Raw genomic sequence first — 18,531 nt, forward strand, 5'->3', positions numbered from 1 at the left:
GAAGCGCGCGATTGTACGACACACACAACACTTTTTGCGGCGGAAACCGTCAGTTACCACGTAAAATGTCCGATTCGATGTCCGAACAGCTCCAACGAGACATGGAGTGCGAGGGGTTACTCGAGTGCTTCCACGGTCTGAAACAGTTGGACAAGGACTGCTACCGAGCGATGGTCTCGGCCGAAGAGGCGCTCACGATCGACGAGGTCGCCGAACGCGTCGACCGCGAGCGCTCGACCGCCTACCGCGCGGTCCAGCGCCTCCTGAACGCCGGCTTCATCCAGAAGGAACAGATCAACTACGACCACGGCGGCTACTACCACGTGTACAGCCCCACGGATCCGTCCCAGATCGCCGACGACATGCAGCGGATGCTCAACGACTGGTACGCGAAGATGGGCCAGCTCATCGGCGAGTTCGAGGAGAAGTACGACGAACCCGAGCGCGCCGCCGTCGAGAGCTGAGCGGAGCACCGAGACCCCTCACGAGGCGGACTCGACGCGAGGACGGTGGGCGTCGCAGAGTTTCGCGCGCTACTTTCGGTCGCTATTCCGCGTAGATGAGGGTCCGCCGGCACTCGGGGCACACGTACGGGACCGGCGTGAGGATCTCGTCGGCGCTGAGGCCGCCGAGAAACCCGTCGCTCGACCCGTCGGAGACCACGGAGAGCGTCCCGAGAGCGTCGGTTCCCTGTAGCTCCATCTCCTCTAGCGGCTCCTCGCAGTCCGGACAGGTCTGTTCAGAGGGCATGTGTGTGATTTTTCCAGTACTCTCCAAAATAGTTGTGATCCGTACGCTCCCGATTGAGGACAGATCCGTTCTCACGTCGAGTCGGACACGTCTCGCGGTGGCAAGCTTCGGACGGCGCGGGAGTTCGGACGGTGGGAGAGTTGTTTCGGACGGCGATACGTCTCAGGGGCACACGTACAGCGGCGGGAAGGGTGGAGCGGACCGACGCGACGCCGGCGCTCAGAACGTGAACACGTGGTCGGCCTCCTCGGCCGCCTCGAGGAAAGTGACCGCGCCGGCGAACTGCGTCGTCAGGTCGTCGTCGATGGCCTCCTGCTCCCACTGGAGCATGTCCAGCGTGGTCGTACACGCGACCGAGGTGACCGCCTCCCCGCCGTCGGCGATCAGCTGGTCGAGCATGTCGTAGGGGTTCGGCATCCCCTCGTCGAGCAGCGGCTGGACCGACGAGAGGTCTTTCTCGCCCTCCAGCAGGTGCGTCAGTCCGTCGAAGGTGAAGTAAAGGAACACGTCGGTGTCCATCGTCAGCGCGACGTGGCCGAGGTTGGTCGCCATCGCGAGGCTCTTCGGGTCGTCGCTGGAGACGATGATGCCGATCTCGTCCATGCTCATTCTTCCTTGCGGACGTAGTGCGTGTACACGTCGTCGCCCTCCTCCTGTTCAAGGAGCGTGACGCCGTCGGTGCCCGTCGCCCACCCGTCGATGTCGCTCACGCTTCCGGGATCGGTCGCGACGACCTCCAGCACCTCACCGGGGGCGAGGTCGTCGATCGCGCCCTTCGTCTTCACGATAGGCATCGGGCAGCTCAGTCCTTTCACGTCCAGCGTCTCCGCGATATCGAGTTCGGTGCTCATGGGTTAGTAGCTTGTGCGCAAAAGACAATACTACACACATATGTTTTAATCTTGCGTATTTGTCTCAATACAGTCCCGTCCGAGGGAATCCGACGCCGGGGCGATCGGCCCAGTAGCCGATAGCGGCACTTACGATGGTCGAGACCGAAGAGAGGGCCATGTCGACGACCGTTCGCGTCCGCTGTACCGACTGTGCGTACGACGAAGCGTTCGACTCGCTCCGGCGGGCGCGGACCGCGCTCGACGACCACGAGCGCGCGACGGGGCACGCCGTCGACTGGCAGATCGGCGGACTCACGGCAGGCGTCGAGCGAGCGGGCGACGACGCCGGCGTCTGTGGCCGGGACGAGTGTGCGAACGCGGACTCGCCGCTCCTCGATCACGGACCGTCGGCGGCGGCCAACCCGGACGCCTGAGGCGGGTTGCTCCCCCGGCAGCGACCGGCCCCGAACCGGAGTGTGCCGTCACCGGCCGACCGCTGTGCCGTCTTCGAAGACTCTTGTATTGTACAACAAAAACAATATTACTTATCAGCACGAACAGTCGCGTATGAGGATCGTATTCGCGACAGACCTCTCGGACGCGAACGAGGCGGCGATCGAGTCTCGGACCTGTCTGGAGTGTCTCGACAACATCGGTGTCAGCGAGGTTCACCTGTTGACGGTCGTCCCGGACAACGTCTCCAGCGGGCTGCCGGGGATGGACGCCGCCAGCGACGCCCGAGAGGCGCTCGCGCCGCAGCGGAGCGTGTTCGAGCGCGCGGGGTTCGACGTGGAGACGCACGTCGCCCGCGGGACGCCGCATCGACGGATCAACGGCTTGGCCGAGCGGCTCGACGCGGACATGATCGTCGTCGGGTCACGCGGACAGGCGCCGCTCCAGAATCGGCTCATCGGCGGCACCGTGCGCAACGTCGCGCGGACGGCCGTCAGGCCGCTGCTCGTCGAGCGGATCGAGGAGACGCCGGACGGACACGCGGTCAAGAAGGAACACCTGTTCCAGGACGTGCTGTACGCCACCGACTTCTCCGAGAACGCGGCGCGCGCCTACGACTACTTCCCGGCGCTGACGGGCGCGACCGAGCGGGCGTACCTGCTCCACGTGGGCGGCGGAGACGCGGAGTCGACGGCGACCGCCGAGGAGCGGCTGGACGAGCTTGCGAGTGACCTCGGCGACCGGACCGGGTTCCACGTCGAGACCAACGTCAGGTCCGGCAACCCCGTCGACGAGATCACGGCCGAAGAGGAGCGCGTGGGCGCGACGACGACGCTCATCGGCGCGCGCGGGACGAGCCGACTCCGGCGGCTCCTCCTCGGGAGCACCGCGGAGTCGATCGTCGCGCGCGGGACGAACAACGTCCTGCTCGTCCCGCCCGAGGCGGCGGCGCCGCGCTGACGCCGGCCGGGCTTTTTGTTACCGGGGCGCCCAAGTGGACGTAATGACGCGAGAAACAGTCTCACACCGCGACGGCCACGTCTACGAGTTCGGTCCGGAGATGGACCCCGTCTACGAGGCCGCCGACGGCGAGTCGCTGACGGTCGAGACGATCGACAGTCTGAACGGCGAGATTCAGCGCGACGACGACCTCCTCGATGCGATCCCGGAAGAGGTCAACGCCGCGACGGGACCGATCGCGGTAGCCGGCGCGAGCCCCGGCGACGTCCTCGCGGTGGAGATCGAGGCCGTGCGCGTCGCCGAAGACCGCGGCCGTGTGCTCACCGCACCCGGGTTCGGACTGCTTCAGGACGACCCCGAGATCGACCACCCCGCGACGCGGATCACCGAGGTCGACACCGACGAGTCGGAGGCCGGGGCGGTCGAGTTCGAGGGGATCGACGTACCGATCGAACCCGTGATCGGAACGATCGGGGTCGCCACCGGCGGCGGGACGGTCTCGACGCTCACGCCCGACGACCACGGCGGTAACCTCGACACGACCGACGTGACCGGGGGGACGACCGTCTACTTCCCGGTGTTTCAGGAGGGCGCCATGTTGGCGCTGGGCGACGCGAAAGCGGCGATGGCGGACGGGGAGATGTGCGGGACCGGCGCGGAGATCGCGGTCGAGGTCGACGCGACGCTCTCCGTGGTCGAGGATCCGGCCGTGCCGCTCGACCGTCCGCTCCTCGACACCGGCGACGCGGTGAAGACGCTCGCGAGCGCCGAGACGCTGGAGGGGGCGGTCGAGCTGGCGAACGCCGACATGCTCGACCTGCTGGCGCACCACCACGGCTTCTCGCGCACCGAGGCGTATCTCTTCTCCAGCCTCGTCGGGGGCTTGGAGATCAGTCAGGTGGTCGACCCGCAGGTGACGGCACGGAACGCGGTGCCGAGCGAGTACCTCTCGGTCCCGTTCTGACCGGGCTACCGAGCGGAGAGTTACCTCGAGAGCCGGCCGCGGGGTTCGCCGACCGCAGCGCTCCGGTCTCAGCGCTCTGGCCCCGGCACTCCGACCGCAGCGCTCCGGTCTCAGCGCTCCGGCCCCGGCACTCCGGCCTCAGCGCTCCGATCGCTCGGCGAACCGACGCGCGGCGTCGCTCAGGCCGGCGTCGGTCGGCGCCGAAGGCTCCTCGTCCCCGTCGGCCGCGTCGGTGTCCGTGTTCTCCTCGGCCTCGTCGTCTCCGGCGGGCGCCCGGTCACCGACCTCGGCCGGAGCGGCGTCCGGCGGGTAGTCCAGTTCGGCGGACGGGACGAAGACGCGCTCGACGGCGCGAACGATCTCGTCGACCTGCGCCTCGTCGAGGCGGTCGGCGTACGCCTCCCGGACGAGGTCCGGGACCGCGTAGGCGTAGCTGCCCCGACCGGCGTGGCGGATGAGTCCCGCCCGCCGGATCGGGCGGTGACGGCTGTACGCGTGGCCGGAGTCGCCGTCGCCCCCGGCGTCGATGTGGGCCGCGACGGGGTCGCTCGCGCCCTCGCGCCGATAGTGGCGGAGCATCCCGCGCGAGAGCTCCGGGAGGGACTCGATCCGCGAGCGGAGCTCATCGATGACCGCTTCGCGGGTACCGAGCTCGATCGCCTCGTCGAACCGGAGCGCGCTCTCGGCCACGTCGTCGCGGGTGACCGGGTCGACGTCGTCCGGGGGGTTCGGTTCGTCCGCAGAATCGGCGGCCGTCGCGTCGACATCCGCGGCGTCACCGGTCGCGGCGTCACCGGTCGCGGCGTCGGCGTCGACCTCGGCGCCGCCGTCGGCGGCCGATGGGCCCGGTCCGGGCGCGGCGTCGGTCTCCGCTTCCGCGTCCGCGTCGCTCTCCTCGGTCGCGGCGACCGCCTCGTCGTACGACTTGAGGACGGACTGGCCCTCGTCGCCGTCGTCCGTCCCTCCGAGTCGTTCGTCGCCGGCCGGAGGTCGACCGCCGCCCCGGTACGGGGCCTCCGCCTTACCGAGGAGCGCCTGCGCGAACTGGTCGGCCATGTCGCTCAGGTCGCGGGCCTCCTCCAGCTCGCGTTCGAGGTCGGCGATCCGCCGGTCCTTCTTTTGTAACTCCTGCTTGAGGTCGGCGATCTCGGACTCGCGGCGCTCCTTCTCGTCGGAGATCGACTGGAGCTCGCCGACGAGGTCGCTGGAGACGGACTTCAGTTCGGGGCGCTCGAAGTCGTCGAGCCCGGGGGTCGCGCCCGCGTCGAACGTCTCCTTGCGGTGGAACTGGATCCGGCGGATCGACTCGTCCCAGTCGGTCATCAGGAACGCCTCGCCGTCGCCGAGGTCCTCGACCGCGCTGGCGTACTTCGAGCCGAGGATGCGCCCGACCACCTTCGTGTCGTTGTCCCAGGTGAGCCGGTGCCAGCAGAGCCAGTCGCACTGGGTGATGAAGTCCTTCTTGACGTCGGCCGGGCGCTGGCTGATGCCGACGATGCCGAGCCCGTGCTTCCGGCCGCGCTTCCCCACCTTGATCAGCATCTTCCCCGTCTCGTCCATGCCGCCGCCCTCGGGGATGTACTCGTGGCACTCCTCGATGACGAGCAGGAAGGGCTTCTTCATGCGCTTCTCCTTCGCGAACAGCTGCTTGACGACCTCCAAGAGGAGCTCGTTGGCCGTGTCCTCTTCGAGGTAGCCGGAGACGTCCAAGATGATCGGGACGTTCTGCTCTAAGGCGAGGGTCGCGAGCTTCTCGGCGTGCTCGGGGGAGACGACGATGTCGCACTCGTCGTCGGCGCCGGCGTGAAGAATTTCATATTCTTCCTTTAAACCGTAATATTCACCGTCTGTGTCCACGATCATGACAGGAAATCCGTTAGATAGCAGATTTTCTATCACGACACTTGCGGTGTTGCTCTTCCCGGACCCGCTCTTCCCGGTGATGAAGGACCGGCCGGTGAGCACGTCGACGACCGGGAGTTCGACCGGCGAGCCGGGTTCCGCCGTCGCGTCGCCGCCGATCCCCTCGCTGACGTCCGCGACGTGGATCGCCTCCTCCTCGCTCATACCCGTGAGAGGTGGCGCCCGCCTCATAAACTATCGGCTCGCTCGCCGTCCGGTCGTGCCGAGCGCGGGCCGGCCCGGCCGCCGCGCTTCGCAAAACGTATGCCGCCGCCGGGAGTTCGACCGCGCATGGACACAGAGAACACCCTCCTCAACGCGGTCGTCGGCGCTATCGCGTCGACGGTGCTCTCGTTTACCGGCATCTCACCGCTCCTCGGCGGCGCGGTGGCCGGGTACTTAAATGGAGACGACGGCCTCCGGGTCGGCGCGCTCTCCGGCGCGATCGCCGCGATCCCGATCGTCGGACTGCTGTTGCTCGTGCTGGTTTTCCTCCCGTTTTTGGGGTTCTTCGGGTTCCCGCTCGAAGTCGGCCTCGCGGCCGGCGGAGTCGTCTTCGTCGCCGCCCTCATCGTGTTGGGCGGCGTCGCCTACTCCGTGGTTCTGAGCGCGCTCGGCGGACTGCTGGGCGTGTACGTGAAGAACGAGCTGTAAGGCGGTCGCTGTTAGTTATAGAAATCGACTGCGACGAGCTGTAAGGCGGTCGCTGTTAGTTATAGAAATCGACTGCGGATCGGCGGCGAACGCCTCCAAAGCCCCAGTCGCTCGGTTATAAACAGCTACCCGTGAATTGGCGGCGAACACCTCCAAAGCCCCAGTCGCGAGGACTCGCGCGGCTCGCTGTGCTCCTCACTCGGTCGCTCACTCCGTTCGCTCCCTCATTGCGGTGCTTACGTCGCCGTGCTTCGTCCTCGCGACTGCCCCTTTGAGTCCCGCCCAGCACAGCACCTCACGCCTCCCCAGCCTCGTCGCTTACACCCTCCGCTTCGCTCCGGGAGCCAGCGACTCCCTCGCGCGTGCTGCTCGGCCGCAAGGCGGCCTCGCAGGCACGCGCCACCGCACCGTTCGTTTATAAAACAGCTCGTGAGAGTTGCCCTGCGGCCTCAATAGAGACGCCTCAGTGCTCGCCGCCGGTGCCGCGCCGGTCGGAGTCGAGGTCGATGTCGAGGTCGTCGAGGAGTTCCTCGGCCTCCGCGCGCTTCTCCTGGTGGTCCTCGAGGAACTCGCGCATGAGCTCCGCGGCCTGCTCCTTACAGCCGCCGCAGAGGCGCTCGCCGTTGACGCACTCGGAGTACACCTCCTTGGTGAGTTCGTCGTCGTCGCCCGCGAGCAGGTAGGCGTACAGCTCGTAGACCGGGCACTCGTCGGCCTCGCCGCCCAGCTCGCGCTGCTCCTCGGCGGTGTCGCGGCCCCCGGTCGTCGCCGCCTTCACCTTGTCGTAGCCGTCCTCGGGGTCGTCGAGCAGCGAGATGTGGCTCGCCGGGATCGACGAAGACATCTTGCCGCCGGTGAGCCCGGTCATGAACCGGTGGTAGATCGAGGAGGGCTGCCGGAAGCCGAACCCGTCGTGGTCGATCTCGACCTCGCGCGCGATGGACTCGGCCTCGTCGCGGGTCAGGTCGAACGCGTCGACGTGGCCCTCGAACACGCGTTTTTCCCCTTCCACGGCCTCGATCAGCGCCTCGAACGCCTCGTCGGTGGCGTTGCGGTCGAAGAACCGCACGCGGGGGCGGAGCGGCTCCTTCCCGCCGGCCTCGAGCTTGTCGAGGGCGCTCGCCTTCGCGGCCGCGAGGTCGACGCTCTCGCGGTCGCTCTCCGGCGGCTCGTAGTCGGCGAGCCACTCGGCGGCGTCCTCGCAGCGCACGTCGGTCTCGGCGGCGTCGTCCGCGTCTCCGGCGGCGTCGTTCTCTTCGTCGCGGGCCGCGAGCGCGTCGTAGGCGGCTCGCACGAGCCGGCGCTCGTCGTCGTCGAGCTCGAAGGAGGCGAACGCCTCTGTCACCTTGAAGTAGCGCACGCGGGTCGCGAGGTCGCGGGTGAGCCGGACGTGCGGGTCCTGATCGGGACCGACCGGGATCACCGTGGGCTTCGGCTCGTCGACGAGCTGCGGGTAGAGGATGTCCGCGGTCTGGGTGATCACGCTCTGCATGTGCGAGATGTTCGTCTCCCCGTCGAAGCCGTAGATCGCCTCGAACTCCGAGAAGTTCGCCTTCGAGCCGAGCTCGAAGCCGAGGTCCTGGACCTCGCGGTTGTCGGACTGGCGGTAGATCTCGCCGTCCTCGGCGTCGAAGCCGAGCGCGAGGAGGCTCAGGAGGTAGTTCCGCGCGTGCTCGTCGATCTCGTCCCACGACATCCCGCGCGCGGAATGCGCTTCGAGGTCGGCGATGAGCCCGAACGCGTCGCCGCCCATCTCTTGGTGCCAGATGATCTCGTCGAACACGAGCTTGTGACCGATGTGCGGGTCCCCCGTGGGCATGAACCCGGAGAGCGCCGCGAACGGCTCGTCGTTCGCCATCGCCTCCGCGACCGCGTCGTACTCACGGTGCCCGAAGATGACGCCGCGGCGCATCAGGTAGTGCGGGTCCGGCACGTCGTCGTCGACCTCGTCGAACGCCTCGATGCCGAACTCCGCGAAGAGGTCCGCGTAGTCCCCGACCGACGCCGACCCCCACGGGTCGAGCGCGACGTCCTCGGTCGGCTCGTCCGCGTCGGTCCCGCCGTCGGTCCGGGGGGGCGTCAACGGCCCGCGGTCGGCGTCGGGCTCGCGCCCGTCACCGCCCGGCGTCGTCCCTTCGGGGGTGTCCTCGTCCATACCACCTCTCCCGTCGGTCGACGCAAAAACCGTTCGCTTGCGCGGGAGCGCTTGGCACGGCCCGCCTGTCCGGAACGCCGGTCCGCCCCCCGGTTCAGAACGCTGGTCTACTCCGGTCGGCCGAGTCACTCGACCTGCGCAACGAGTCGCGTCGCGGTCGCCTTCCACCGGAGCGACACCGGGTCACCGGGCGCGAGGCCGAGCCGGTCGATGCTCTCGGCGGTGATCAGCGCCGCGACCTCGACGGCGGCGTCGTCTGTCCCTCCCCGGTCGACCGGTTCGACGACGATCCGAACCGTCGACACCGTCTCGCCCGAGTCGATGCGCGAGACGCGGCCGGCCAGGCGGTTCCGGGCGCTCGTCGCGTCCGGGTCGACTGCGTTGGCCGCGTCGTTGACGGTGACCGCGTCCGCGCCGATCCGGACTTGAACCGCGTCGCCGACGGCGACCGCGCCGCCGTCGGCCCCGTCGTCTGCGTCTCTGCCGTCGGCCCCGTCGTCTGCGTCTCTGCCGTCGGCCCTGTCGTCTGCGTCTCTGCCGTCGGCCCCGTCGTCTGCGCCTCTGCCGTCGGCCCTGTCGTCTGCGTCTCTGCCGTCGGCCCCGTCGTCTGCGCCTCTGCCGTCGGCCCTGTCGTCTGCGTCTCTGCCGTCGGCCCTGTCGTCTGCGTCTTCGTCGTCCACGGTGCCGCCGTGGAGTCCGGAGAGCTCTCCGACCGGCGTGTCGACGACGGCGAGTTCGCCGTCGACGGCGGCCACGGTCCCGTCGAGGACCGTCTCGGGCACCGACGCGGTCGCCGCGAGGACGGCCTGAAGGCGGTCGTAGCGGTCGAGGAGGTCCCGAGCCGACGCGGCGAGCCGGCTCCCGCCGCCGCCCTCGCCGCCCCGACGGCGCTCAACGAGCGTGCCGTAAGCGTCCTCCAGCGTCTCGATCCGGGTGAGAGCGCGGGCGCGGGAGCGGCCGAGCTCCGAGGCCGCGCCCGCGACCGATCCCGCCGCGTCGACCGCGCGCAACAGGGCCGCGTCGCGGCCGTCGAACTCGACGCCGTCCTCGATCAGCGCGGCCCGTCCGCGCCCCGCGGCCGGGGCGGGACCGGAGTCGGTCGGCTCTCCCATGCTCGGGGGATGCGTCCGGGACGTGTTGGGGGTTTCGACGCGCCCTCGGGCCGCTCCGGGCCGACGTTCCCCACCGTGACGCAACTTATATGTCGTGTCGCCCCGCCGTTGTATCTATGCCGATACAACGACGGAAGTTCGTGGCCGCGGTCGGCGCCGGAGCGATCGTGGGTACGGCCGGCTGTTCGTCGACGAACGACGGCGGCAGCGGCGACGGGACCGGGGGCAACGGCACCGACGGCGGAAACAGCGCTGAGAGCGTCGGCGTCGCCGGCGAGACGCTGACGCTCACGACGACGACGAGCACCTACGACACGGGGCTCCTCGACGCGATCCACCCGGACTTCGAGGAGATGTACGGCGTCACGGTCGACGCCGTCGCGCAGGGGACGGGCGCCGCGCTGGAGACCGCGCGCAACGGCGACTCGGACATCGTGATGGTCCACGCCCGCGGCCTCGAAGACGAATTCATGCGCAACGGGTACGGGATCAACCGCCGCGACCTGATGTTCAACGACTTCGTGATCGTCGGCCCCGAGAGCGACCCGGCGGGAATCGGGGGGACGGGCTCAGCGACCGAGGCGCTGACGACCATCGCGGAGGCGGAGGCGACGTTCGTCTCTCGCGGCGACAACTCCGGGACCCACACGAAGGAGCTGAACCTCTGGGACGCGGCGGGCACGGATCCCGGCGGAGACTGGTATCAGGAGACCGGCACCGGGATGGGCGAGGCGCTGAACATCGCAAACCAGCAGGGCGCGTACACGCTCTCGGACCGCGGAACCTACATCTCGCAGCGCTCGGAGATCGACCTGACGATCCTCGTTCAGGGGCCGATCGAGGGCGGGCCGGAGATCCTCGCGAACCCGTACGGCGTCATGGCGGTCAACCCCGGCGTCCACGAGAACGCCAACTACGACCTCGCGATGGCGTACATCGGCTGGATCACCAGTCCCGGCGTCCAGGAGGCCATCGCAGAGTACCAGGTGAACGGCGAACAGCTGTTCTTCCCCGAGGCCGTCTCGGAGGACCCTGACTTCCAACAGTACGTTCCGGAAGGCTGGAGTAGCGACGACTCGGACGCGTAAGCGTGCCGCTCGAACCGGTCGCACAGCTGGCCCCCGCCCTCCTCGACTCGGGCGCGGGCCCCGCGGCGTCCCTGCTCGGCGCCTCGTTCAGGGAGGGGTACGTCGGGAGCATCATCGCGGTCTCGCTGTACGTGAGCCTCACCGCCGTGGCGCTGAGCACGCTCGTCAGCGTGCCGGCGGCCGTCGCGATCGGCCTCGCGGAGTTCCCGGGGAAGGGGTTCGTGAAGTCGGTCGTCAACACCGGGATGGGGTTCCCGAGCGTGGTGGTCGGGCTGGTAGTGCTGTTCGCGGTCTCCAACCAGGGGCCGCTGGGGTCGCTAGAGCTCATCTTCACCCGCGAGGCGATGATCATGTCGCAGTTCGTCCTCGCGACGCCACCGATCACGGCGATCAGCCTCGCGGCCGTGAGCGGCGTCGACGACGGCGTCCGGGACGCTGCTCGCGTCCTCGGCGGGACGCGGATCGACGTGGCGCTGGTCGTGATCAAGGAGGCCAAGTACGGGATCGCGACCGCGGTGCTGGCCGGGTTCGGTCGCGCGGTGAGCGAGGTCGGCTCCGTGCTGATCGTCGGCGGGAACATCACGAGCGCCGACGGCATCTCGAAGACGCGCACGCTCACCACCGCGATCCAGCTCGAAGCGCGGCAGGGGCGGTACGAGACCGCCATGGTGCTCGGCGCGGTGCTGGTCGCGCTCGTGTTGACCGTCAACGCGATCGTGGTCCGCTTCGGCGATCGGGGGGTGGCCTGATGCGGCGGGAGGTGTCCGGCTGATGCGGCGGGGGGCGTCCGGCTGATGCTCCGCGCGACGGGCGTGTCGCGGTCGTACGGCGACGAGAGAGTGTTCCGCGACCTCACGGTCGACGTCGACGCGGGCGAGGTCGTCGCCGTCATCGGTCCCTCCGGCGTCGGCAAGACCACGCTGCTGCGGACGCTCGCGCTGTCGCTGGAGCCGGACGAGGGGACGGTGACGCTCGACGGGACCGACGCGTGGGCCGTCGACGAGTCGGCGCGGCTCGCGCTGCGCCGCCGCGTCGGGATGGTGTTCCAAGAGGCGAGCCTCTTCGGGGGATCGGTCGCCCGAAACGTCGAGTACGGGCTCCGGGTCCGCCGCTCGTGGAGCGAGCGGATCGCCTCGCTCTTCCGGCTGTCCGGCGCCGCCGACGCGGTCCACGAGTCGCTGGAGGTCGTCGGACTCGCAGACAAGACGGACCAGCCCGCCGACTCGCTCTCCGGCGGCGAGGCCCAGCGGGTGTCGTTCGCCCGCGCGCTGGCGTACGACCCCGACGCCCTCTTGCTCGACGAACCAACCTCCGACCTCGACCCACGGAACACGGCCGTCATCGAGGAGGCGATCGGTGAGGCGAAAGCGCGGGGGATCGGCGTGGTCGTGGCGACCCACGACATGCACCAGGCCGAGCGGGTCGCGGACCGCGTCGCGGTGCTGCTCGACGACGGGATCACGGAGATCGGTCCGACCGAGGAGATCTTCGACGACCCCGCCGACGAGCGCACCCGGAAGTTCATCTCGGGCGAACTGGTGTACTAATTTGCGTCGAGGGGAGGCGGGAGATCGGTCGAATACAGCGATCCGGTCGGGTGATCGACGACGCTGCGGTGAATACCTCCAAAGCCCCAGTCGCGAGGAGACGGTACGCCCGTTGTGCTCCTCGCTCGCTCCGCTCGCTGTGGTGCTTACATCGCCTCCCGCCTTCTCGCGACTGCCCCGTTGAGTCCCACCCCGCACAGCGACCGCACCTCACGCCTCCCCAGCCTCGTCGCTGGCACCCTCCGCTTCGCTCCGGGAGCCAGCGACTCCGGCGAGAATCGAAGATTCTCCGGCAGCCGGTGCTTCGCGCCGGCGACCTCGCGCGGGCGATTCGCGCCATACGGGCGCTCATCGGCACGCGCCGCCACGCCGTTTGTTTATGAGTGATTGACACCGCCGAGTTAGACGCCGAAGTCAAGTTCGACCGCCTCGCCCGCCTCGGCGTCTCCCGGATCGACGACCGCGTCGTCGGCCGCGAAGCCCGCGTGGAGGTGGTCGTAGGTGCGGTCTATCGCCTCCACGATCACCTTCGTGGCGCCGGTGACGGGCATGAAGTTCGTGTCGCCGCTCCAGCGCGGGACGACGTGGGTGTGGAGGTGGTCGATCGACCCCCCCGCGGCGTCGCCGCCGAGGTTCTGGCCCGTGTTGACGCCGTCGGGGTTCACGTCGCGGCGCAGCGCGGCGAGCGTCGCCGCCTTCAGCTTCGCGTGATCGAGGAGTGTCGCGTCGTCGAGGCCGGTCGGATCCTCGACGTGTGCGTCCGGGATCACCATCGCGTGACCGGGGTTGTACGGCGCGTTGTTCAGGAGGACGTAGTTGCGCTCGCTGCGGGCGACGACGCGCGCCTCGCGGGCGTCCTCGCGCTCGGGCAGGACGCAGAACGGGCAGCCGTCGATCGGGTCGGCGTCGCGCTCGACCCATTCGATCCGCCACGGCGCGAAGATCCGGTCCATCAGTCGTCGAAGCCGTGGATGCCCGCGGTCGTCACCTCGACGCCGTCCTCGGTGACGAGCAGCGTGTGCTCCGCCTGACTCACGATGGCGTCGTCGTCCTCCTTCAGGACGGGGTACCCCTTGATCGCGTTCGCCTGCTTCAGGCGACGAAGCGCCATCCCCGCCCGGTCCGTCTCCAGCCAGCGCGCCGCGAACGGGAGGTCGTCGAACGCCTCGATCTCTTCGAGCGCCTGCCGCGCCCGCCGGTCGCGCACGCTCGCGGAGCCCTGCTGCTCGAAGATCTGTTCGTCGGTCCCCTCGCCGACCTTTCCGCGGCCGTCGGTGGCGAACGGCTCGATGGCGACCGCCTGCCCCGGCTCCAGCTCGACCGACCGGTCGACGCCGCGGTTCGGTACCGTGGGCCCGGTGTGGGCGTCGTAGCGCTGGACGCCGTGCCCGGAGAGGTTGAGGACGGGCGTGTAGCCGTAGCCGCGGATCACGTCTTCGATCGCCTGCCCGACGACGCCGACCTCGACGCCCGGCCCGGCCTCGTCGAGCGCGGCCTCCAGCGCCATCTCGGCGGCCTCGACGAGTTCGGGCGTCCCGCTGTGGTCGACCGTCACCGCGGCGTCGGCGATGTAGCCGTCGACGTGGACGCCGACGTCGAGACACACCATCTCCTCGCCGAACTCGGTCTCGTCGTCCCGACCCGGCGTCGCGTGCGACGCCTCGGGGTCGACGCTGATGTTGACCGGGAACGCGAGGCCCGCCCCCTGCTCGCGGACGAAGTCCTCCGTCCACTCGGCGACTTCGAGGTGGGTCCGGCCCGGCTCGACCATCTCGCGGGCCTCGTTCATCGCCTCGACCAGCACCGCGCCGGCCTCGCGGTAGCTTTCGACCGCGTCCTCGTCCAGAGGTCCGTGACTCATGGCTCCGGCTTCGGCGAGGGCGCGCAAAGAGGTTGCGGAGGGCGGTCGACTACGCCCCGTTCGTGACCTCGACGTACCACGCGTCGCCGGTCGGGGTCGTCGTCTATCTCGCGAGCGTCCAAGGGCTCGTCCGCGTCACCGAACGGGTCGCGACTGATGAGTCTGTCGTCGGGTCCCGCGGGAGTGTCTCCTGTCCCCAAGACGTTCGCGCGCCGGTCGTCGGTCGACGCTCCGCGCGAACATGTTCGCTCGAAGACGTAGGGGAACTGAGGGCGTCGGATCGGACATGTCGAGTACACCCTCAGACCACGATCACGACGCGGACCCGGTGACCGACCACGTCCACGAGAATTCGTGGTCCGCGAACCTCGAAGGCCCCGAACACGCGGACGACCGGGATCTGCTCGTCCGACAGGCGATCGAAGCGGTCGAGCACACGGCCGCGGGCAACCACGTCAACCTCGTCACCCACGGCGACCACGGCCACCCGGAGACGTACCTCGTCGACGCGCTCGAATCGGAGCTCGGCGGCGACCTCGACTGGGAGTACATCGAGCAGTGCGGCTGCGGGGGTCACGTCGTCCGCGTCCGCGTCTGAGCCGACACCGGAAGGTCGGCGGATCTACTCGCACTCTTCGGCCGCTCGCGGGAGCCACATCCGGACTACCGTGCCGGTCGGCTCACGGGTGTCGATCTCGAGGTCGCCGCCGGACTCCGTGACGATCCAGTGGACGAGCCAGAGGCCGAGCCCGCTCGCGTGTTCGAGCGCCGTCTCCCGCGCCTCCGAGAACACCGTCCGCTCGACCGGCGGGATGCCGGGGCCGTCGTCGGCCACGTCGAGCCGGAACCGGTCGCCGTCGGCGACGACCGTCGCCTCGACGTGCGGATCATCGTCGTCGTTGTGGACGACAGCGTTCTCCAGCACGTTCCGGACCGCGGACTCCAGCAGTTCGTCCGCGGCGACGACGGCGGAGTCGGGCACCGTCACCGTCACCGTCGCCCGCGGGAACGACGAGCCCAGCGACTCGCAGAGGCGGTCGACGAGTTCGGCGAGGTCGATCTCGGTCTTGTCGGCGTCGCTGTGCAGCGCGACATCGATCTCGCGCGCCTGATCGCTGAGGTGCGTCAGCGTCTGTACCTTCCGGTCGATGACGTCGAGGTACGGGTCGCCCTCCTCGTCGACGTGGTCGCGGAGCAGGTCGGCGTACCCGCCGATGACGTTGGTGTCGTTCTTCAGGTCGTGGCGCAGCACGCGGTTCAGAACCTGGAGCCGCTGTTCGTACCGCCGGGCCTCCGTCACGTCGGTTGCGGTGATGACGACCTCGCGCGCGTCCTCGAACAGCCGCTCGATCACCGTCTCGAACCGGCGCCAACTGCCGTCGCCCCGGGCGATCCGGTGCGTGATCGACTGGGGTTCGGCGCCCTCGAAGGCGCGCTCGAACGCCTGCTGCGCCTCGCGTCGGTCCTCCGGGTGGACCAGGTCGATCACAGGACGTCCCTCGATCGCCGCGGGAGCGTGACCGAGCAGGCGCTCAATCGAGGGGCTCACGTACCTGATCAGGCCGTCCTCGCCGCAGACCGCGATCACGTTCGGCGACTTCTCGATGAGGGCGCGGTAGCGCCGCTGGAGCGTTTCCCGCTCGGTGACGTCGCGGAACAGCAGGACCGTCCCGCCGCGGGTCGTCCCCGGGCCGGTGATGTCGTGGACGTCAACCGTCAGGAACCGCGGCGCGGCGTCGTCGCCGCCGACGGTCACGCGGAACTCGTCGTCGGACGACGCTTCCCCCTCGTCGGACCCCGCCTCCGTCACCGCGTCGACGACCGGCGGGGCGTCGGCGAACGCCTCGTCGGCGCGGGCGCCGAGTTCGGCGTCGGGAAACAGCGCCTGAGCCGGGTCGTTGCGATCGATCACCCGGCCGTCGGCGTCGCAGACGACCACGCCATCGGAGAGGTTCGCGAACACCGCGTCGCGGGCGATCGGCGACACGTCGAGCAGCCGGTACCGGAACACGACCCACGCCAGCAGCGCCGAGGTCCCGCTGAAGGCGATCGGCGTGAAGTCGACCACGCCGTCCGCCGGACCGACGAGCCCGAAGATGCCGGCCGCGCCGAGCGCCGGCGGCGCGACGCCGGCGGCGAAGAGGAGGGCGGCCTGCCGGCGGAACACGCCGTCACGGGAGACCGCGGCGTAGCCGAGCACGCCGAAGGAGAACAGGTTGACCGCGTAGGTGTACCCGACGAATCCGAGCAGGGCGGGCGTCGGCGCGTAGCCGAGGAGGCGGTACCCGCCGGCGTCGACGAGCGAGGGGTCGGCGTAGAACAGCGGGTCGGCGCCGACCGTCAAGACGGCAACGGCGGTCGCGGCCGGGACGACCCAGAAGAGCGCGAACCGGCGGCGACCGAGCCACTCGGTCCGGTCGACGTACGAGAGGACGAAGGCGGGCCACGCGACCGCCAGCCCCGCGGTCCCGAGCCAGACGAAGCGGTTGAAAAGCAGCGTGGGACCGAGCGCGGTCGCCGATAGCTGCGCCGCGTACGCCAGCGACCAGACGCCGGCGCTGCCGGCGACGCCGACGAAACTCCACAGGAGCGCCCGGCCGCCGCGAGAACGGTTCGCGGCCGCGTACGCGGCGAATCCGAACGACGCGACGGCCGCGACGAGCAGCGGAACCGTGTACGGCGTCGGTTGCCACGCCATCGATACCGGTAGGATGCGAGTAGTCGGTAAAAAGGGACCGAATCCTCTAACCAGTTCGAGCGGCGTCGATCCGTATGCTCGAACCCGGCGACGACGCGCCCGCGATCACGCTCACCGACCACCGCGGCGAGACGGCCACCGTCGACCCGACCGCGGCCGGCCACACGGTGGTGTACTTCTACCCGCGCGCCGACACCCCCGGCTGTACCGCCGAGGCGTGCGGCTTCCGCGACGAGTGGGACGCGTTCGAGGACGCCGACATCGCCGTCGTCGGGATCAGCGACGACCCGGTCGAGGACCTCGAACCCTTCGCCGAGGAGTACGACCTCCCCTTCACGCTCCTCTCGGACCCGGACGGCGCGGTGTCGAGCGCGTACGACTCCTACGGCGAGAAGTCGATGTTCGGGAACACCTTCGACGGCGTGTTCCGGAACACGTACGTCATCGACGACGAGGGAACCGTCGTCTTGGCGTACGAGGGGGTCTCCCCCGAGGACCACGCCGTCGAGATACTCGACGACATCCGCGCGCTCGACGGCTGATCGGGGCGGTCGACGCCGTCGAGGGCGACCGCTATCCCGACGGGCTGATCCCGGCGACCGCGTCGGCGATCTCGCGGCGCTTCAGCAGGCCGAAGCCGAGGACGATGACCGCGAAGCCGGCGACGGTGAACGCCGTTACCGGCTCGGCGAGCAGCAGGGCGCCCGCGACGGTGGCGACGACTGGCACGACGTACGAGACGAGGTTGATCTCGAAGGGGCCGAGCCGGTCGAGCAGCGTGAAGTAGATGGTGTACGCCACCGCCGACGAGCAGAGCCCGAGGAACGCCAGCGCGATGAGCGCGCGCGGCGCCGCGGCGGGGAGGCGCTGGCTCTCGCCGATCCCGAGGCTCAGTGCGTGGATGGCCAGCGCGCCGAACCCCATCGCCCACCCGGTGAGCGCGACGCTGGAGAACGACGTCTCGACGGTCCGGAGCCCGACGCTGCCGACCGCGACGGCGACGACGCCGATCGCGATCAGCCCGACGCCGACCGCGACGCCCCCGCCGAGGCTCGCGGGGTCCGGCTGTGCGACGAGGCCGACGCCGAGGAACGCGAGGACGACCCCGACCGCGCCGCGCGCGTCGAGGTCCGCCCCGCCGATCCACAGGGCGGCGACCGCCGCGGTCGCGATGGGGACGAGGCTGTAGGTGATCGAGGCGATGCCGCTCGTGGTGTACTGCTGGCCGACGAACAGCAGCGCGTTGTTCGCGGCCACGGAGAGTCCGCCGCTGAACCCGATCGCGGCGAGGTCGCCGCGCGTCCGCGGAAACGGACCGTCCTGCGTGACGAACACGTACGACAGCAGCGCCAGCGCGGCCACGTCGAACCGGTAGGCGGCGTACAACACCGGCGGATAGTAGTCGAGGCCGACCTCGATGGCGACGAACGATCCGCCCCACAGCAGGGCGAGGGTGAAGAACAGGAGGGCGTCTCGGTACCGTGACACGGTCGACCGAACGCGGGCCGCGGGTAAAGCGGTGTCCGTCGCGGCCCGGACCGCCGGTGCCGGCTC

General features: G+C 69.6%; 20 protein-coding genes. 10 read left to right on the top strand and 10 right to left on the bottom strand.

Annotated elements, in window-relative coordinates; all coding sequences use genetic code 11:
• The first annotated feature begins 65 nt into the window (after positions 1-65).
• Positions 66-464 (top strand): helix-turn-helix domain-containing protein, encoded by a 399-nt coding sequence (locus EXE51_RS07535; RefSeq protein ID WP_049930620.1) that lies wholly within the window; start codon positions 66-68, stop codon positions 462-464.
• Between the two features lie 82 nt (positions 465-546).
• On the opposite strand, the gene EXE51_RS07540 is transcribed toward EXE51_RS07535, so the two are convergent.
• From EXE51_RS07540 to EXE51_RS07550, 3 genes are all read right to left on the bottom strand, one after another.
• Positions 547-750: a hypothetical protein gene (locus tag EXE51_RS07540; RefSeq protein WP_094553004.1), complete on the bottom strand. Its 204-nt coding sequence runs from the start codon at positions 748-750 to the stop codon at positions 547-549.
• 219 nt (positions 751-969) lie between these two features.
• Positions 970-1,359, bottom strand: coding sequence for a DsrE family protein (locus EXE51_RS07545; protein WP_241897863.1), 390 nt, complete (start codon positions 1,357-1,359; stop codon positions 970-972).
• Complete coding sequence (locus EXE51_RS07550) at positions 1,356-1,601, bottom strand: sulfurtransferase TusA family protein (protein WP_004596950.1); 246 nt, start codon at positions 1,599-1,601, stop codon at positions 1,356-1,358. The genes EXE51_RS07545 and EXE51_RS07550 overlap by 4 nt, the downstream gene beginning before the upstream one ends.
• 158 nt (positions 1,602-1,759) lie before the next feature.
• On the opposite strand from EXE51_RS07550, the gene EXE51_RS07555 reads away from it, so the two are divergent.
• The 3 genes from EXE51_RS07555 (at position 1,760) to EXE51_RS07565 (ending at position 3,960) form a co-directional block, all read left to right on the top strand.
• On the top strand, positions 1,760-2,017 hold the full coding sequence (locus EXE51_RS07555) for a hypothetical protein (protein WP_199234034.1): 258 nt from the start codon (positions 1,760-1,762) through the stop codon (positions 2,015-2,017).
• Between the two features lie 133 nt (positions 2,018-2,150).
• Positions 2,151-2,996, top strand: a complete 846-nt coding sequence (locus EXE51_RS07560) for a universal stress protein (RefSeq protein WP_049930612.1) — start codon at positions 2,151-2,153, stop codon at positions 2,994-2,996.
• A 43-nt stretch (positions 2,997-3,039) separates the two neighbouring features.
• Positions 3,040-3,960: an acetamidase/formamidase family protein gene (locus EXE51_RS07565; protein WP_049930610.1), complete on the top strand. Its 921-nt coding sequence runs from the start codon at positions 3,040-3,042 to the stop codon at positions 3,958-3,960.
• 138 nt (positions 3,961-4,098) lie between these two features.
• Here EXE51_RS07565 and EXE51_RS07570 read toward each other — a convergent pair whose 3' ends face one another.
• Positions 4,099-6,027, bottom strand: coding sequence for an ATP-binding protein (locus EXE51_RS07570; protein WP_089308201.1), 1,929 nt, complete (start codon positions 6,025-6,027; stop codon positions 4,099-4,101).
• Between the two features lie 126 nt (positions 6,028-6,153).
• Between EXE51_RS07570 and EXE51_RS07575 the strand changes: the two genes are divergently transcribed.
• Positions 6,154-6,516, top strand: coding sequence for a DUF5518 domain-containing protein (locus EXE51_RS07575; RefSeq protein WP_049930606.1), 363 nt, complete (start codon positions 6,154-6,156; stop codon positions 6,514-6,516).
• A gap of 463 nt (positions 6,517-6,979) precedes the next feature.
• On the opposite strand, the gene EXE51_RS07580 is transcribed toward EXE51_RS07575, so the two are convergent.
• Both EXE51_RS07580 and EXE51_RS07585 read right to left on the bottom strand, forming a co-directional pair.
• A complete protein-coding gene (locus tag EXE51_RS07580) occupies positions 6,980-8,671 on the bottom strand; it encodes a tryptophan--tRNA ligase (protein WP_094520975.1) in 1,692 nt (563 codons plus the stop codon).
• Between the two features lie 125 nt (positions 8,672-8,796).
• Complete coding sequence (locus EXE51_RS07585) at positions 8,797-9,783, bottom strand: TOBE domain-containing protein (protein ID WP_137692356.1); 987 nt, start codon at positions 9,781-9,783, stop codon at positions 8,797-8,799.
• A 116-nt stretch (positions 9,784-9,899) separates the two neighbouring features.
• Here EXE51_RS07585 and EXE51_RS07590 point away from each other — a divergent pair, with 116 nt between their 5' ends.
• Genes EXE51_RS07590 through EXE51_RS07600 form a run of 3 tightly spaced genes read left to right on the top strand, consistent with a single transcriptional unit; the run spans position 9,900 to position 12,418 of the window.
• A complete protein-coding gene (locus EXE51_RS07590) occupies positions 9,900-10,871 on the top strand; it encodes a substrate-binding domain-containing protein (RefSeq protein ID WP_049930602.1) in 972 nt (323 codons plus the stop codon).
• Between the two features lie 2 nt (positions 10,872-10,873).
• Positions 10,874-11,620 (top strand): ABC transporter permease, encoded by a 747-nt coding sequence (locus EXE51_RS07595; protein WP_049930601.1) that lies wholly within the window; start codon positions 10,874-10,876, stop codon positions 11,618-11,620.
• Between the two features lie 45 nt (positions 11,621-11,665).
• The gene (locus tag EXE51_RS07600; protein ID WP_094593397.1) at positions 11,666-12,418 is read left to right on the top strand and encodes an amino acid ABC transporter ATP-binding protein; all 753 of its coding nucleotides are present in this window, start codon (positions 11,666-11,668) and stop codon (positions 12,416-12,418) included.
• A gap of 401 nt (positions 12,419-12,819) precedes the next feature.
• Here EXE51_RS07600 and EXE51_RS07605 read toward each other — a convergent pair whose 3' ends face one another.
• Both EXE51_RS07605 and map read right to left on the bottom strand, forming a co-directional pair.
• The gene (locus EXE51_RS07605) at positions 12,820-13,371 is read right to left on the bottom strand and encodes an HIT domain-containing protein (protein ID WP_086215521.1); all 552 of its coding nucleotides are present in this window, start codon (positions 13,369-13,371) and stop codon (positions 12,820-12,822) included.
• The gene (map, locus tag EXE51_RS07610; RefSeq protein ID WP_086215522.1) at positions 13,371-14,279 is read right to left on the bottom strand and encodes a type II methionyl aminopeptidase; all 909 of its coding nucleotides are present in this window, start codon (positions 14,277-14,279) and stop codon (positions 13,371-13,373) included. Before map ends, EXE51_RS07605 begins: the two co-directional genes overlap by 1 nt.
• A 286-nt stretch (positions 14,280-14,565) precedes the next feature.
• Between map and EXE51_RS07615 the strand changes: the two genes are divergently transcribed.
• Positions 14,566-14,877: a CGCGG family rSAM-modified RiPP protein gene (locus tag EXE51_RS07615; RefSeq protein WP_049930595.1), complete on the top strand. Its 312-nt coding sequence runs from the start codon at positions 14,566-14,568 to the stop codon at positions 14,875-14,877.
• A gap of 24 nt (positions 14,878-14,901) precedes the next feature.
• Here EXE51_RS07615 and EXE51_RS07620 read toward each other — a convergent pair whose 3' ends face one another.
• A complete protein-coding gene (locus tag EXE51_RS07620; protein WP_094520981.1) occupies positions 14,902-16,977 on the bottom strand; it encodes a histidine kinase N-terminal 7TM domain-containing protein in 2,076 nt (691 codons plus the stop codon).
• Between the two features lie 74 nt (positions 16,978-17,051).
• Here EXE51_RS07620 and EXE51_RS07625 point away from each other — a divergent pair, with 74 nt between their 5' ends.
• Positions 17,052-17,519: a peroxiredoxin gene (locus tag EXE51_RS07625; RefSeq protein ID WP_049930591.1), complete on the top strand. Its 468-nt coding sequence runs from the start codon at positions 17,052-17,054 to the stop codon at positions 17,517-17,519.
• Between the two features lie 31 nt (positions 17,520-17,550).
• Here the strand turns inward: EXE51_RS07625 and EXE51_RS07630 are convergent, their stop codons facing one another.
• The gene (locus tag EXE51_RS07630; RefSeq protein WP_094494484.1) at positions 17,551-18,465 is read right to left on the bottom strand and encodes a DMT family transporter; all 915 of its coding nucleotides are present in this window, start codon (positions 18,463-18,465) and stop codon (positions 17,551-17,553) included.
• Between the last annotated feature and the right edge of the window lie 66 nt (positions 18,466-18,531).

The organism is Halorubrum sp. CGM5_25_10-8B, from assembly GCF_005435095.1.
Classification (GTDB): Archaea; Halobacteriota; Halobacteria; order Halobacteriales; family Haloferacaceae; genus Halorubrum; species Halorubrum ezzemoulense.